At 73.8% G+C, this 15,262-nt stretch carries 14 protein-coding genes; all 14 read left to right on the top strand.

The window, feature by feature from the left end; translation table 11 throughout:
- The first annotated feature begins 13 nt into the window (after positions 1–13).
- The 14 genes from ACFYT9_RS17545 (at position 14) to ACFYT9_RS17480 (ending at position 15,247) form a co-directional block, all read left to right on the top strand.
- Positions 14–445, top strand: a complete 432-nt coding sequence (locus tag ACFYT9_RS17545; protein ID WP_389164568.1) for a cupin domain-containing protein — start codon at positions 14–16, stop codon at positions 443–445.
- Positions 442–1,743 (top strand): aspartate aminotransferase family protein, encoded by a 1,302-nt coding sequence (locus ACFYT9_RS17540; RefSeq protein ID WP_389164566.1) that lies wholly within the window; start codon positions 442–444, stop codon positions 1,741–1,743. The genes ACFYT9_RS17545 and ACFYT9_RS17540 overlap by 4 nt, the downstream gene beginning before the upstream one ends.
- Positions 1,740–2,783, top strand: coding sequence for an ATP-binding cassette domain-containing protein (locus tag ACFYT9_RS17535; RefSeq protein WP_389164563.1), 1,044 nt, complete (start codon positions 1,740–1,742; stop codon positions 2,781–2,783). The genes ACFYT9_RS17540 and ACFYT9_RS17535 overlap by 4 nt, the downstream gene beginning before the upstream one ends.
- The gene (locus ACFYT9_RS17530; protein ID WP_389164561.1) at positions 2,780–3,592 is read left to right on the top strand and encodes an ABC transporter permease; all 813 of its coding nucleotides are present in this window, start codon (positions 2,780–2,782) and stop codon (positions 3,590–3,592) included. Before ACFYT9_RS17535 ends, ACFYT9_RS17530 begins: the two co-directional genes overlap by 4 nt.
- Positions 3,589–4,395: an ABC transporter permease gene (locus ACFYT9_RS17525; RefSeq protein ID WP_376598626.1), complete on the top strand. Its 807-nt coding sequence runs from the start codon at positions 3,589–3,591 to the stop codon at positions 4,393–4,395. Before ACFYT9_RS17530 ends, ACFYT9_RS17525 begins: the two co-directional genes overlap by 4 nt.
- Positions 4,396–4,398: 3 nt before the next feature.
- On the top strand, positions 4,399–5,943 hold the full coding sequence (locus ACFYT9_RS17520; RefSeq protein ID WP_389164558.1) for a phosphotransferase: 1,545 nt from the start codon (positions 4,399–4,401) through the stop codon (positions 5,941–5,943).
- 5 nt (positions 5,944–5,948) lie between these two features.
- A complete protein-coding gene (locus ACFYT9_RS17515) occupies positions 5,949–8,066 on the top strand; it encodes a glycogen/starch synthase (protein WP_389164557.1) in 2,118 nt (705 codons plus the stop codon).
- Complete coding sequence (locus tag ACFYT9_RS17510; RefSeq protein WP_389164554.1) at positions 8,059–9,225, top strand: sugar phosphate nucleotidyltransferase; 1,167 nt, start codon at positions 8,059–8,061, stop codon at positions 9,223–9,225. The genes ACFYT9_RS17515 and ACFYT9_RS17510 overlap by 8 nt, the downstream gene beginning before the upstream one ends.
- Positions 9,218–10,282 (top strand): ROK family protein, encoded by a 1,065-nt coding sequence (locus ACFYT9_RS17505; protein WP_389164551.1) that lies wholly within the window; start codon positions 9,218–9,220, stop codon positions 10,280–10,282. Before ACFYT9_RS17510 ends, ACFYT9_RS17505 begins: the two co-directional genes overlap by 8 nt.
- Positions 10,283–10,296: 14 nt before the next feature.
- On the top strand, positions 10,297–11,196 hold the full coding sequence (locus tag ACFYT9_RS17500) for an SDR family oxidoreductase (protein WP_389164550.1): 900 nt from the start codon (positions 10,297–10,299) through the stop codon (positions 11,194–11,196).
- Complete coding sequence (locus ACFYT9_RS17495) at positions 11,193–11,744, top strand: NUDIX domain-containing protein (RefSeq protein WP_387270095.1); 552 nt, start codon at positions 11,193–11,195, stop codon at positions 11,742–11,744. Before ACFYT9_RS17500 ends, ACFYT9_RS17495 begins: the two co-directional genes overlap by 4 nt.
- On the top strand, positions 11,741–12,625 hold the full coding sequence (locus tag ACFYT9_RS17490; RefSeq protein ID WP_389164547.1) for an HAD family hydrolase: 885 nt from the start codon (positions 11,741–11,743) through the stop codon (positions 12,623–12,625). The genes ACFYT9_RS17495 and ACFYT9_RS17490 overlap by 4 nt, the downstream gene beginning before the upstream one ends.
- 163 nt (positions 12,626–12,788) lie before the next feature.
- Positions 12,789–13,718, top strand: coding sequence for an adenosine kinase (locus tag ACFYT9_RS17485; protein WP_376604696.1), 930 nt, complete (start codon positions 12,789–12,791; stop codon positions 13,716–13,718).
- Positions 13,715–15,247 (top strand): GMC family oxidoreductase, encoded by a 1,533-nt coding sequence (locus ACFYT9_RS17480; RefSeq protein WP_389164544.1) that lies wholly within the window; start codon positions 13,715–13,717, stop codon positions 15,245–15,247. Before ACFYT9_RS17485 ends, ACFYT9_RS17480 begins: the two co-directional genes overlap by 4 nt.
- Positions 15,248–15,262: the final 15 nt, after the last annotated feature.

Below are 15,262 nucleotides of genomic sequence, written 5' to 3'. Positions count from 1 at the left end.
TGGAGCCGCATCGATGACCCCGTCCGAAACGACCCGTGCCGTCACCCGTGCCCGGGTCTCCAACCTGCACGAAGGGCTGCTCCGCGCGGTCACCGCGGACCACGACGGGATCGGCACCATCCACGTCCACCGCGCCTTCGACCGGATGCGGGCCCCGGCCGGCGTCGCCTTCATCGACCTGGTCGTGATGCCGCCGGGCACCTCCATAGGCACGCACCGCCACGGCGACGACGAGGAGACCTACGTCATCCTGTCGGGCCGGGGCCGGATGGTGGTGGACGGCGAGGAGTTCGCGGTCGGCCCCGGCGACGTCGTCGTCAACCGGCCGCACGGCGAGCACGGCCTCACCAACGACTCCGGCACCGACTCCGACTCCGCCGGCGGTACCGGCACCGACCTCCACCTCCTCGTCTTCGAGCTGGCCCCGATCGGCGGCGCCCGATGACCGGCCCCCGCCAGCTCGACCTGCTGGACCGCGAGTCCGCCCACCTCGCCCCCGGCGCCTCGGAGGAGTCCGCTCTCGGCCGCCGGGTCTTCGTCGAGGGCCGGGGCGCCGTCCTGACCGACCTCGACGGCAACCAGTACATCGACTTCGCCGCCGGCACCCTCACCCAGTCGCTCGGCCACTGCCACCCCGAGGTCGTCGCCGCCCTCACCGAGCAGGCGTCGAAGCTGTGGAACGTCCACGACTTCGCCACCGAGGGCCGGGCCGAACTCTGCGAACTCCTCTCCCGGCTGCTGCCGGAGGAGCTCGACACGTACGCCTTCTTCTCCACCGGCGCCGAGGTCGTCGAGGCGGCCCTGCGCGCCGTCCAGGCCGTCGCCGAACCCGGCCGCAACCGCGTCGGCGCGCTCCGCCACGGCTTCCACGGCAAGACCCAGGGCGCCCGGATGCTCGTCCACTGGGACATCGGCAACCAGGCCTTCGCGGGCAACAGCGTCCTCGGCTACTCCCCCTACTGCTACCGCTGCCCGCTCGAACTGGAGTACCCCTCCTGCGGGGTGCGCTGCGCGACGCTCGTGCGGCGCCACATCGCCGAGAAGCCGAACGTCTCGGCGCTGGTCTTCGAGCCCGTGCTCGGCGCCGCCGGCGTCATCGTGCCGCCGCCCGGGTACTGGGAGCAGATCTCCGACGCCTGCCGCGAGAACGGCGTCCTGCTCGTCGCCGACGAGGTCCTCACCGGCGGCGGACGCACCGGCTCCTTCCTGGCGAGCGAGCGGCTCGGCATCGAGCCGGACCTGGTCACCCTCGCCAAGGGCACGGCGTCCGGCTTCCCGTTCGCCGCGCTCGCGGGCCGTTCCTCTGTGCTGCGCCACCCGGCGGCGGGCAAGGCGGGGTCGACGGCCTCCACGTTCGCGAACAACCCGCTCGGCATCGCCGCCGCCCGGGCCACCCTCGAAGTCGTCGCCCGGGACAAGCTCGTCGACCAGGTCCGCGAGCTCGGCGGCCTCATGGACGAGCGCCTGGCCGAGCTCAAGGACCGGTTCGACGTCCTCGGGGACGTACGCGGGCTCGGGCTCCTGCACGGCCTGGAGTTCGTCCGCGACCGGGAGAGCCGCGAGCCCGCGCCCGACATCGCCCGCGAGGTCTACCTCACGGCGCTCGACCTCGGCCTGCGGACCGCGATCGGCGGCCACGTCATCCGCCTCGCGCCGCCCTTCACCATCGACCGCGCTCTCCTCGACGAGGGCGTCGGCCTCCTCGCCGAGGCCCTTGAGCGCGTGACGGAGGCGAGCCGGTGATCGTCGCCGAGAACCTCGTGAAGGAGTTCAAGGTCTACGAGCGCAAGCCCGGCCTGCTCGGCAGCCTCGGCACGCTCCTCAGCCGCGAGCACCGTGTCGTCCGCGCGGTCTCCGGGGTCTCCTTCGAGATCCCGAAGGGCGTCAAGGCCGCCTACATCGGCGCCAACGGCGCCGGGAAGTCCACCACGGTCAAGATGCTCACCGGCGTCATGAACCCGACCTCGGGCCGCGCCCTGGTCGACGGCGTGGAGCCGTACAGGGAGCGGCGCCGCACCGCCGCCGCCATGGGCGTCGTCTTCGGTCAGCGCAGCCAGCTCTGGTGGGACCTGCCGGTGATCGACTCGTTCCGGATCCTGCGCCGGATCTACGAGATCCCGGACGCGGTCTACGAACGGAACCTGGCGCTCTACCGCGACCGGCTCGACATCGACGCCCTCGGCAACACGCCCGTGCGGCAGCTGAGCCTCGGCCAGCGGATGCGCGCCGAGGTCGCCGCGAGCCTGCTGCACGACCCCGCCGTGGTCTTCCTCGACGAACCGACCGTCGGCCTCGACCTGGTCCTCAAGGAGGCCGTCCGCGAGCTGGTCAACCACGTCAACGCGGAGCTGGGCACCACCGTCATGCTCACCAGTCACGACATCGGCGACATCACCGCCATCTGCGACCAGGTCCTGGTCGTCAGCCACGGCGAGGTGGTCCACCAGGGCGGCATGCACGAGCTGCTGCGCACCGCCGACACCCGGGCGGTCGTCTTCGAGTACCACGGCGGGCCGTCCGCCGACCAGGCGGTCGCGCTCGTCGAGCGCGAGCTGCCCGGGGTGTCCGCCAGGGCGGCGGACGGCGGGCGGATCCGCGTCGACTACCCGTCCGACCGCTGGTCGGCCCGGCAGGTGATGGGCTTCCTGCTCGACCACTTCGACCTGGCCGACTGCGTCGCCCCTGAACCCGACCTGGAGACCGTCCTGCGGCGGATCTACACCGCGCGGGCCGGAGCCCAGGGGTCCGGGACGACGCGGGCCGCACAGGAGGTCCGTGCGTGAGCGCCCTCGCCCTCCGCCGCTACGGCCCCTTCGCCACGAGCAGCCTGCAGAGCCTCCTCCAGTACCGCTCGACCTTCGTCGTCAGCGCCGTCACCGCGACGACGGCCGTCGGCGTGCAGGTCTTCCTGTGGCGCGCGGTGTACGCGGGCCGGTCGGGCGCGGCACCCGGCGGCTACGACCTGGCCCAGCTCACCACGTACGTGCTCCTCGCCCAGGTGATGGGGCTGCTCCAGGCCAACCGGGTCGACGAGGCGGTCTCCGAGGAGGTGCGGCGCGGCGACATCGCCGTCTCGCTGCTGCGTCCCGTCAGCTACCCGCTGACCCGGTTCGCGGCGGCGCTGCCGATCTCCGCGACCAACACCGCCCTGGTCGCCGTCCCGGTGGTGCTGCTGTACGCGCCGTTCGTCCCGCTCACCACGCCGACCTGGCCCGACGCCCTGATGTTCGCCGTCGCCACCGTGTTCTCGCTGGTCATCGGCTTCGGGGTGAACCTGCTCGTCGGCCTCGCCGCCTTCGTCACCACCAACATCTGGGGCATCCGGGTCGTCAAGGACGGCATCGTCGCGTTCCTCGGCGGCCAGGTCGTGCCGCTCGCCCTCATGCCCGCCCCGCTGGCCGCCGTCGCGCACGCCCTGCCGTTCCAGGGCATGATCGACGGACCGCTGCGGCTGCTGCTCGGCGACTACGACGGATACGGCGAGGCCGCCGGCATCCTGGTGGGGCAGGCCGTGTGGGCGGCCGTGACGACCGCCCTCGCCGCGCTCGCCTGGCGGTCCGCCGTCCGCAGGGTGGAGGTGCTCGGCGGATGAGCGCCCTCACCACCCTCGGCCGCTACTCCCGGCTGACCTGGCAGCTCAGCGGCGTCAGCCTGCGCCGCCTCACCGAGTACCGGATGGACTTCCTGATCGGCGCCGGCGGGCTGCTGCTGCGGGTCGGCTGCCAGCTCGCGGTGATCGGCATGGTCTTCGCGCAGGTCCCGGTGATCGCGGGCTGGAACTACCACCAGGTGCTGTTCCTGGTCGGCTTTTCGCAGCTGCCGCGCGGCCTGGACCGGATGTTCACCGACCAGCTGTGGCTGGTGGCCCAACGGCTCGTCCAGTCCGGCGAGTTCTACCGGTACATGATCCGGCCGGTCCATCCGCTGTACGCGGTGCTCTCCGAGCGCTTCCTGTACCCGGACGGCTTCGGCGAGGTCGTCACGGGCATCGGCATCATCGCGTACGCGGTGTACGCCATGGACGACGGTCCGGGCCTCGGGGGGCTCCTGCTCCTGCCGCTCCTGGCGCTGTGCGGGGCCCTGATCCTCGCCTCGATCAAAACGGCGTTCGCCGCACTCGCCTTCTGGACCACCAACAGCTTCCCGGCCCTCTGCTCGGCCTACCAGCTCGGCGACTTCTCCGGCTATCCCGTCGGCCTGTACCACCCGTCCCTCCGGTGGCTGCTGACCTGGCTGCTGCCCTACGCCTTCACCGCGTACGTCCCGGTGTCCTACCTGCTGTTCGGGGAGACGGAGCTGCTGCTCTGGCTCCCGGTGGTGACCGTCGCCGTCGCGACGCTCGCCCTGCTGGTCTGGAACCGGGGCGTCGACCGCTACGAGATGACCGGGAGCTGAACCTTGGACACCCTGCTGCTCGGCGGCCTTCCGCCGACCACGGTCGAACTCCTGCGCACCGCGCCCTGGATGGAGGAGAGCGCCCGCCGCGCGGGACGCTTCGAACTCGTCGACGAGGCCCTCCTCGGCAGCGTCCGCCTGCTGATCGTCACCTCCGCCGGAGGAGACGGCACCGGAGCCGGGATCGAAGACGGAGCCGGAGACAGGACCGGTGACGGCACCGGGGACGCCACCGGCCGGTGGTTCGTGCCCGTCGCGGACCGGGACGACGCGGCCGGCGCGGGCGGCACGGCCGCCGACCGCACCGACGCCTACGACCGCCTCGTCGTCGGCGCCATGCGCGACGGCCTGCGGCTGCCCACCCGGCGCGGCAACGTCGTCGAGTTCCGCGGCGAGCCCGCCGAGTACCGGGGGCAGCTGCCCTTCGAGCCCGGCTGGTCCTCCAACGCCCTCTCCCTGATCGACCTCGCGGGCGCCCCGCACGCCCACAAGAGCTACCGGCGGATCGGCGCCGGCACCCGCGAGCCCGAGCTCCTGCGGCTGATGGCCGACAGCGGCCGGACCCAGCGGCCCGTGGGCGAGTACGCCTACGTCGACACCTCCACCGGTGCCCGCGAACCCCTCGGCGTGCTCTACCGCTACGCCGAGGGCGACGGCCTGAACGTCCCGCTGCGGGAGAGCATCCGCGCGATGTGGCCGCTCCTCGCCGCCGGGGCCGACCCGCACGAGGCCGTCGCCGTCTCGCAGCGCGCGCTCGTCGCGCCGCTGCGCGAGGCCGGCGCGTTCCTCCGCGGCTTCCACCACGACCTCGCCGAACGGCTCGGCCCGCACGTCGAGTTCCCGTCCGCACGCTTCCGCGACTGGACCGCGGAGCGGCTCGCGGCCCTGCGCCCACAGCTCCTCGCCGACGCCCGTTTCCCGGTGGCCGTACGCGAGGCGGCCGTCGCCGGCCTGGAACGGGAGCTGGCGCGGGCGGCGGCCCTCCCGCCGCGCCCGTGGCCCGCCGGACCCTGCCACGGCGACCTGCACCTCTCCCACCTGCTGCGGAGCGTCCGGCCGGACGGCGGCTGGGACCTGTGCGTCATCGACCTGTCGACCCCGCACCCGGACCCGGCGGACCCCGCCACGGCCCAGTCGCCCTGGCAGGACCTCGCCGCCATGCAGCGCGGTCTGGAGATCTTCACCGCCGACGAGTTCTCCGACCACGCCGCCGACGTCCTCGGCAAGGACTCCGAGGACACCTGCCGCACCGCCCTCCTCACGGCCGCGGGCAGCCGCCCCGACACCCCCGGCTGGACGGACCGCGACCTCGCCGAACTCGCCCGGCTCCAGGCCGCGGCGAACCTCTGGGCCACCCGCACCGGCGAACTCCTCATCACCGAGGGCCAGGCCCTCACCGACCACCCCGCCTGGCGCGTCTTCCGGCTGCGCCGCCTGATCCACGAACTCGACTACGCGTACGCCCACGACCGCGGCTACCACGCGGCGATCAACCTGCGGCACGCCGTCGAGGCCCCCGAACCGCGCGGCGCCGGGGCGGAGGACTGACACCCGTGCACATCATCGAGACCTACTTCGAGTGCGGCGGCTTCGACCACCGCTACCTCCAGGGCGGTATATCCGTCTACCTGTGGAACCTCTCCAAGGCCCTCGCCGAGCAGGGCCACCGCGTCTCCGTCGTCACTCCCGCCCACGGCCGTCTCGACGACCTGCGCCGCCACTACCCGCTGGAGGAGGTCGGGTACCGCGACACGTACGAGCTGCCGCTCGTCCTCGACCCGCGGGTCTGGGGCGACGGTCACCCCGCCGAAGTGCGGATCCCGCTGACCACCACCGCGCACCTGCTGCGCCTGGACGGCGTGGACCTCTACTTCCTCTCCAACGAGCTGCTCGACCAGCTCCCGGACCGGTTCTACCCGCCGTACTCCAGCAAGGGCCAGGACCTGGTCTTCTTCAAGCCGCTCGCCTTCCAGGTCGACAGCGTCCGCTTCGTCCGGCACCGCTTCGCCGACGAGAAGGCCGTGGTCCACGCCCACGAGCCGTACTACCACTACCTGCTGCCCGCGGCCTTCCGGGACGACCCGACGAAGCTGGTCGTCGGCACCGTGCAGAGCAACATGCCGATCACCAAGAAGGTCTACCGCCCCAAGGTGGAACGACTCCTCGACTTCCTCGGCGCCGGCCACGTCGCCCTCCCGACCGAGGAGGCCGAGGGCGTGCCCGCCCGGCCCGACCCGGTGATGAGCGGGTACCAGCAACTCACCCACCTCCACTACGAGTACGGCTCCGACCACGTCGGCGTCTACGACCTGGTCGCCGACCACGCCGACCTCGTCGACTTCCTCTCCCCCGGACACCGGGACTTCTACACCGCCTTCGCCGACACCCCCTTCGAGCAGCTCTTCGCGACCCTGCCCGTCCACGGCACGGTCCGCCGCAACGCGCACAAGAGCTTCGTCGGCGGCTGCGCCGTCGGCGACACGTGGACCACCGGTGCACCGCCGGACGTCGACCGCGCCGCCGTCCTCGGCGGGCTCGGCCTCGACCCCGCGCTGCCGACGTTCTTCCACAACGCCCGCTACGCGGTGAACCACAAGGGCCAGGTCGAGCTGTTCCGGGCCGTGGACCGGGTCCTCGGCGAGGGCCTCGCCGCCAACTTCGTCCTCCGCTGCATCAGCGACGAGGGCATCCCCGACCCGTACGTCCACGAGGTCGTCGCCCGCCACAAGGACCGCGTCCACCTGGAGTGGCGGCGCGTCGACGAGCAGCGGCTCCTCGCGTACGCGGCCTCCTCGGACTTCTGCCTCTTCCCGTCCAAGTTCGAGATGGACACCTTCCTCATCGCCCAGGGCGAGGCCATGGCCGCCGGCGCGGTGCCGATCGCCACCGCCCAGCTCGGCATGGCGCACTTCGGCCACGTCGCCGACCCCCTGGACGGCCCCGAGGCCGACCGGGCCACCGGCTTCGCCGTCAACCGTTCCTTCGCCGAGGACGACCCCCTGCTCGCCGACGCCCTCGCCCGCCGTGTCCGCCAGGCCGCCGCCCTGCTCCGCGAGCGGCCGGAGGAGTACCGCCGGCTGCGCGCCAACGCCATGTCGAATGCCCGGCAGTTCACCTGGGAGCGTGTGGCGCGGCTCCACGTCGAGGCGTTCACCCCGCTCTGGGAGGGCCGCCGACCCGACCCGCTCGGAACCGAAGTCATCCTGCGGTACGGCTGGTTCGACCTGCTGCCCGAGGAGGCGTACGAGAGCGAGCGCGACGCCGTCACCGAGGCGGCGCTCCGGCTCGGCGACGCCGAGGCCTACGCCCGGTGCCGCCCGCTGTCCCCGCAGGCCGCCCGTTCGCTCTTCGAAGCGGCCTGGAACCGGGCCGACTTCGTGCGCTGCGAGCGGACCGCCGACAGCGACCCGGCCCTGCGCGCCCGCCTCGACAGGCGCTGCGCGGTCCGGGACGGCCGCGTCGTCTACCGGCTGCCGCACGCGGAGCGCGTGGAGCTCGTCCGGCTCGCCCCGGGCGCCACGGCGGGCCGCCGCGAGGTGCTCGTACGGCCACTGGAGCGGAACGGCGACGAGTTCACCGGAGAGGTGAACGACGACAGCGGCGGCCGGCTGCACCTGCTCGTCACGCTGGACACCGGCCGCTCGACCTGGGACGTGGTGAACCATGACTGACGGGGTACGCGCCGTCCTGCTCGCCGGCGGCGAGGGCCGCCGCATGGGCAGGCTCGGCCACGGGCGGCTCAAGCCGCTGGTCCCGTTCGGCGGCTCCTGCCGCCTGGTGGACTTCTCGCTCGCCAACGCCGCCGACTCCGGCCTCGACGAGGTGCTGCTGCTCTCCCAGTATGAGGAGCGGCGGCTGATGGACGACCTGTACCGCACCTGGTGGCGGCCTGGCTTCCGGGTCCATTTCGGGCCCCACGACCGCGCCTACCGCGAGGGCGGGAGCGCCACCCCGGACCGGGTCGCCGCGACGCCCGAGCGCGGCACCGCCGACGCCCTCATCCGCAAGGCCCCGTACGTCTTCGGCGGCGGCGCCTCGGAGGTCCTGGTCCTGCACGCCGACCACGTCTACCGCTTCGACTACCGCCCGCTGATCGAGCGGCACCGCCGTTCGGGAGCGGCGCTGACCGTCGCGTACCAACGGATCGAGCGCCGTTACGTGCACCTCTTCGGCATGGTCGAGTTCGACGGCGCGGGGCAGCTCACCCGGTTCGTCGAGAAGCCCGCCGAGCCGACGAGCGACCTGGTGTTCGCCGCGTTCTGCGTCTTCGACGCCGTTGTGCTCCACCGCTACCTGGAGCTCCTCGACGGCACCGACTGGCAGCACGACATCAGCCGGGACGTCATCCCCGCGATGCTCGCGGGCGGCGAACGGATCCTCGGTCACGAGGTCGCGGGCCACTGGGAGGACATCGGCACCGTCGACCGGTACCACCGGGCCCACCTCGCCATGCTCGACGACCGCGCGACCCTGCCGCTCGGGCGGCTGCCCCGCACGCTCGCGCCGGGGACGGAACGCCGCCTGGTGGTGGCGGCGCCCGGGATCGAGCGGAGCGTCGTCCCCTCCGACCTGGCCCTGGAGGGACGGATCGAGCGCAGCGTCGCCTTCCCCGGCGTACGGATCGGGCGCGGCGCGCGGGTCACCCGGAGCGTTCTGCTGCCCGGCGCGGTCGTCCCGCCCGGGGCGGAGATCGACTCGGCGATCGTCCTGGAGGACGGCTTCGTCCAGCAGGTGGATGCCCCGTCCGCGTACGGCGGCACCCCCGTCCACATACCGGAGCCCGCGCACGGCGCGGCCACCGCACACCCCCGGGGAGAGGCCCGTGTCTGAGTCCTCCGAGTACGGCGAATCCTCCGGGTTCTCCGGCTCCGCCCTCACCGTCGCCGATCTCGGTGGCACCACGCTGCGGATCGCCCGTTACGGGACGGGAACCGGCGCCCTCACCGACGTCCGGCGCACGCCCACGGACGGCATGGCCCGCCATCCCGGCGCCTCCGTCCCCGAGCTCCAGTCGAGGATCGTCCGGCAGTTCTCCGACCTCGCGGCCGAGGCGGTCGAACGGCACGGCAGCAGCGCGCTCGCCGTCGCCTTCGCGGGCCCCGTCACCGCCGACGGCAGGGTCGTCACCGCCCCCACCGTGTGGGGCGGCCGGGGCGAGCAGCTGCCGCTGCGCCTCCTCCTGGAGGAGCGTCTCGGGCTGCCGGTGGTCGTCGTCAACGACATCACGGCCGCCGTCTGGCGGTACGTCGAGACCGACGCAGACCAGCCGTTCTGTCTGATCACCGTCAGCTCCGGGATCGGCAGCAAGATCTACCGGGGCGGCGAGGTCCTGCTCGACCCGGAAGGCCACGGCGGCGAACTCGGCCACTGGACCTGCGATCCGAGCCCCCGGGCGCCGCTGTGCGACTGCGGCGGACGGGGCCACCTCGGCGGCATCGCCTCGGGGCGGGGCGCCCTCGCCGCCGCCCGCCGCGCGGCCCTCGCCGAACCGGACCGGTACGCCCGCTCGTACCTCGGGCTCACCGCGCCCGATCCCGAACGGCTCGACAACCGGATGCTCGCCGCCGCCGTCCGGGCGGGCGACGCCTTCGCGACCGACGTGCTGCGGGGCGGCCTGGCGCACCTGGCTTCCGCGATCACCTCCGTGTTCACGTCGATCGGCGTGCGCCGGTACGTCCTGATGGGCGGGTTCGCGCTGGCCGTGGGCGCCCGTTACGCCGAGCTGCTCACCGAGGAGCTCGTCCGCCTCGGCTGCTTCGGTCTCACCGGCGAGGAGATCCGGGCGATGGTCGTCCTCGGCGAACCCGACGACGACCACGGCCTGATCGGCGCGGGACGGCTGCTCGCCCTGCGCGGCGCGGCCCCGACGGTGGTGACGGCCCGATGAGTGGTGACGGCCCGATGACCCGCACGCTCGTCGTCGGCAGCGGCTTCGTCGGCCGCGCGGTCGCCGCGCGTCTGGCGGCGGCGGGCGGCGATCCCGTCCTCGCCTCCCGCCGTCCGCCCGAGACCCGGACCGGGACCGGGGTCGTTCCGTGGGTACGACTCGACGCCGCCGACGCCCGGTCGTGCGCGTCGGCCGTCGCGCAGGTGCGTCCGGACCAGTTGGTCCTGGTGCACGGCCCCTCCGACGTGACCTGGTGCGAGGCGGAGCCGGAACGGGCCGCCGCCCTGCACACGGCCGCGGCGACGCACCTCATCGCCGCCGCTCCCGGCCGGCGCACGGTGCTGATCTCCACCGACAACGTCTTCGACGGCACCTCCCCGGTCAACGGCGAGTCCGCGCCCACCGCCCCGGCCAACGCCTACGGCCGGGCCAAGCTCGCCGCCGAGCGGATCGTCCGGGAGTCGACGGACGGAACGGTGCTGCGGGTCAGCCTGATCTACGGCTGGGAGCCGCCCGAGACCACGAAGTGGCTCAACTTCTTCTCCTCCTGCGCCCATCGGCTGCGCGCGGGCGAGCGGGTGGAGGTCCCCGGAGACCAGTGGACCACCCCGGTGCTCGTCGAGGACGTCGCGGCCGTGACGGCGGCCGTGCTGCCCTCCGGGGCTCCCCCGCTGCTCCACCTCGGCGGCCCCGACCGGATCTCCCGCGCGGACTGGGCCGAGGCCCTCGCCGAAGCCCTCGGCGTCCCCCGGTCCCTGGTCGTCCGGGTGCCGAAGGCCGCCGGACGCTACGCCAGCCGCCCCACCAACACCTGCCTCACGAGCGAACTCCTCGACGACTTCCTCGCCGCCCGCGGCCTGCGGGTCCGCGGGGTGGCGGAGGGCCTGCGCGTGCTGCTGAAGGAGGCGGAGTGATCCGTACCGTCCGCTCCCGCGAGGTCTACCGCAACCCGTGGATGACGGTCCGCGAGGACGACATCCGGCACGCCGACGGCGCCCCCGGCCTCTACGGCGTCGTCGACAAGCCCGACTACGCCCTGGCGATCCCCCGCCAGGACGGCCGGGTGCACCTCGTGGAGCAGTACCGCTACCCCGTCGGCGGCCGGTACTGGGAGTTCCCGCAGGGCTCCTGGCCCGAGGACCACGCGCCGGCGGACCCGCTCGGGCTCGCGCGCGCCGAGCTGCGCGAGGAGACCGGACTGCGGGCCGGCCGCATGACGTACCTGGGCCGTGTCCACGTGGCGTACGGCTACGCCAGCCAGGGCTGTCATGTCTTCCTGGCCGAGGAGCTGGTCCAGGGGCCGGCCGAACGGGAGGCGACCGAGGCGGACATGCGCCAGCGGTGGGCCGACCCCGGTGAGTGGCGCGACCTCGTCAGGGCCGGGCGGATCACCGACGCGGCCACGCTCGCCGCCCACACCCTGCTCGACCTGCACGACACCGAAGGAAAGACGGCCCGATGACAGCACAGCCAACACAGGCGGCACAGGTGACACAAACGGCACAGGCAGCACGGGCAGCACGAGCTGCGGAGCCCGCACGGCCCGCACGGTTCTCCGTCGTCGCGACGGATCTGGACGGCACCCTTCTCCGCCGCGACCTGAGCGTCTCCGACCGCACGCGGGCGGCCCTGGCGCGGGTCCGGGACGCCGGAGCCCTGCACCTGGTCATCACGGGCCGACCGGCGGCCGGCTGCCGCGCCCTGCTCCTGGAACGCCTCGAGTACACGGGTCTCGCGGTCTGCGGGCAGGGCGCCCAGCTGTACGACGTGGGCGCCGACCGCCTGCTGACCTCCGCGACCCTGGACCGCCCCACCGTCCGGGCCCTGGTCGCCCGGATCGTCGACCAGGTGGGCCCGCTGGAGCTCGCCGTGGTGACCTCGGGCCTGGACGGCGAGTTCCGGGTCACCCCGGCCTTCGACGACGATCCGTGGTGCGGCTGGCGGGTGGTCGGCCATCCGGACGAACTCTGGACGCATCCGGTGGACAAGGTGCTGCTCCGGCACCACCGGCTCGGCGACGACCTGCTCTCAGCCGTGGCCGAAAAGGTCTGCGGGGACGCGGTCGCGGTCACCCACTCGGGCGAGAACATGGTCGAACTGCTCCCGGCCGGTGTCAGCAAGGCGACCGGCCTCGCGGCGGCGGCCCGGCTGCTCGGCTTCACCGCCGAACGGACCGTCGCGTTCGGCGACATGCCCAACGACATCCCGCTGCTGTCCTGGGCGGGTCACGGCGTCGCCATGGGCAACGCGCACGCCGAACTCCTGCGCCGGGCCGACGAGATCGCGCCGACGAACGAGGAGGACGGCGTGGCGGCGGTCCTGGAGCGCCTCTTCCCGGTGTGAGAGCGCCGCGTGCGCGTCCGGCAGCTCCACACTCACCGTTGAAATGATTTTCTGCAAAACACTGCAAGATCTTGTGGCCTACTCGTGCCGCCTGCTTGACTCACCTCCCGGCGGCGCGAGTTGACCCCCGACCGCACCGGCGCAACGACGGAGAGGAACCCCGATGAACACCGAGATTGACGTCCTCGTCCTGGGCGGAGCCGGCGTGGACACCATCGTCCACGTCCCGCAACTGCCGCTCCCGTACTCCGACTGCTACATGGTCCCCGCCATCGAGCGCCGGGCCGCCCAGAGCGGCGACTTCGTCGCGCTCGCGGTGAGCGCCCTCGGCCTGCGCACCCACCACATCGACGTGCTCGGCGACGACCACGAGGGCGAACTCGTCCGCGCCCTGCACCGGGAGTGGGACATCCCGTTCACCGAGGTCCCGGCCCCGGCCGGCACCAAGCGCGCGGTCAACCTCGTCGACCCCGAGGGGCGCCGGCTCTCGCTGTACGACGACACCCGCAGGCGCGAGGAGGACCGGCTGCCCGACGAGGTCGTCCGGGCGCTCGCCGCGAAGAGCCGCCACGCCCACGTCTCGATCACCCACCCGTGCGCCGAGGCGATCCCCGCGCTGCGCGAGTCCGGAGTGACGATCTCGACCGACCTGCACAACTGGGACGGCGTCGGCTCCTTCCAGGAGCCGTTCGCCTACCAGGCCGATGTCGTCTTCGTCTCCACCACCGCCCTGACCAAGCCCGAGGAGACCCTGCGGCAGATCGCCGAACGGGGCCGCGCCCAGGTGGTCGTGGGCACGGCGGGAGCCGACGGCTGCCACCTGCTGGCCGACGGGACGCTCACCCACGTCCCGGCCGTGACGCCGCCCGCGCCCGTGGTCGACTCGAACGGCGCGGGCGACGCCTTCGCGGCCGGGTTCCTGTTCGGCTGGCTGTCCGGCGAGACGCCGCTGCGCAGCGCGCTGTACGGCTCGATCGCCGGCGCCTTCGCCTGTACGGTCCCGGCGACCCGTACCGACTGCGTCGACCGGGCGGGGCTGCTGGCGCGGGCCGCGGAGCTGGAGGCGGCGGGCGCGTCGGCCGGGCCCGCATGACGCTCGGACGGACCGCCGCCGGTCACGACGCCGTGCGCCCCACCGGCCACGACGTCGTCGTCCTCGGCGGAGGAGTGGCGGGCTGCGTCCTCGCCTCCCGTCTGAGCGAGGACCCGGGCCGGTCCGTCTGCCTGGTGGAGGCGGGCCCCGACTACGGCCCCGACCGGTCGGCCTGGCCGGCGGAGGTCCGCGACGCCCGCGCCCTGACCCGCGCCGACGTGTGGGAGCGCGACGTCCCCGTCCACCGCTACCGGGCCCGGGTCCTCGGCGGCTCCTCCTGCGTCAACGGCTGCTGGAACACCTGGCCCTCCGCCCCCGACCTGGCCGCCTGGCGGGCGGCGGGCGGTCCGGGCTGGCGGGAGGCGGAGCTGAACCGGCACCGGGAGGCGGCGGTCGAGCGGATGCGGCTCCGCCGGGTGCCGGACCATGAGATCTCGCCCTGGGGCCGGGGCTTCCTCACGGCCGCCGCCGAACTCGGTTACGAGGAGGTCGACATGGGCCGCACCGGCGGCCCCGGCCTCGGCAGCCCGCTGGTCAACGCGCTCGACGGCCTACGCTGGAACGCCGCCTTCGCCTACCTCGACGCGGAGACCCGGGCCCGCCCGAACCTGACGATCCTCGCGGACGCGACCGTGGACCGGATGACGTTCGGCGACGGCGGCCGGATCCGCTCGGCGGAGCTCGTACGCCACGGCCGCCGCCACTCCCTGACGGCCGGGACCTATGTGCTGGCCGCCGGCACGTTCGGCTCGCCCGCCGTCCTCCTCCGCAGCGGCATCGGCCCGGCCGACCGCCTCCACCGGCTCGGCCTCCGCCCGCGGGTCGACCTGCCGGGCGTCGGGGCCAACCTCGTCGACCAGCCCGCCGTCTTCGTGCCGATGGCCCCGAAGCAGGGCCTCGACGCGGCGCTGGCCGTGAGCGAGGCCGTCGGCGGCCTGTACGTCAACAGGGCGCTGGTCAGGGCCGCGAGCACGTACTGCGCCGACGGGTCCTGGGACCTGCACCTCGTGCCCTCGGCGGGCCCGCCGCTCTTCGGCCGGCTGCCGCCGGGCCGGTACGAGGCCGGGTTCTCGGTCCTGGCGATGAAACCGGCCTCCCGGGGACACGTAGGCCTGCGCTCCGCCGACCCGACGGACGCCCCGGACATCGACCCCGGGTTCCTCACCGACCCGGCGGGCCGCGACGCGGCCGTGCTCCGCGAGGGCCTCGGGCTCGTCGAGCGGCTGCTCGCCTCGCCCGCGCTGAAGGCCCTCGCCGACCCCGTACCGGGCCGGTCCGCCCGCGAACTCGCGGCGCGGGAGACACGGGAGCTGCGGGACCTGCTCGGCACCTACTGGCACCCCGTCGGCACCTGCGCCATGGGTCCGCCGGACGACGCGGACGCGGTCGTGGACGGCGAAGGCCGGGTGCGGGGCACCGCGAACCTGCGGGTCGCCGACGCCTCGATCCTGCCGACGGTCCCGGCCTCCAACTCCCAACTCCCGGTCATCACGGTCGCCGAACTCCTCGCGACCACCTTCCAGGACTGAGCTCATCCCACACGG

Origin of the sequence: Streptomyces sp. NPDC004435 (genome assembly GCF_042873895.1) — a bacterium.
In the GTDB taxonomy this organism is placed as follows: Bacteria; Actinomycetota; Actinomycetes; order Streptomycetales; family Streptomycetaceae; genus Streptomyces.
Note: the sequence above shows the minus strand (reverse complement) of the source record. Positions and strands in the feature narration are given on the sequence as shown.

Excerpts from the sequence above, each read along its gene's own strand:
- ACFYT9_RS17540 (WP_389164566.1), top strand. The coding sequence starts at position 442 with ATGACCGGCCCCCGCCAGCTCGACCTGCTGGACCGCGAGTCCGCCCAC.
- ACFYT9_RS17480 (WP_389164544.1), top strand. The coding sequence starts at position 13,715 with ATGACGCTCGGACGGACCGCCGCCGGTCACGACGCCGTGCGCCCCACC.
- ACFYT9_RS17485 (WP_376604696.1), top strand. The coding sequence starts at position 12,789 with ATGAACACCGAGATTGACGTCCTCGTCCTGGGCGGAGCCGGCGTGGAC.
- ACFYT9_RS17545 (WP_389164568.1), top strand. The coding sequence starts at position 14 with ATGACCCCGTCCGAAACGACCCGTGCCGTCACCCGTGCCCGGGTCTCC.
- ACFYT9_RS17525 (WP_376598626.1), top strand. The coding sequence starts at position 3,589 with ATGAGCGCCCTCACCACCCTCGGCCGCTACTCCCGGCTGACCTGGCAG.
- ACFYT9_RS17510 (WP_389164554.1), top strand. The coding sequence starts at position 8,059 with ATGACTGACGGGGTACGCGCCGTCCTGCTCGCCGGCGGCGAGGGCCGC.
- ACFYT9_RS17500 (WP_389164550.1), top strand. The coding sequence starts at position 10,297 with ATGACCCGCACGCTCGTCGTCGGCAGCGGCTTCGTCGGCCGCGCGGTC.
- ACFYT9_RS17490 (WP_389164547.1), top strand. The coding sequence starts at position 11,741 with ATGACAGCACAGCCAACACAGGCGGCACAGGTGACACAAACGGCACAG.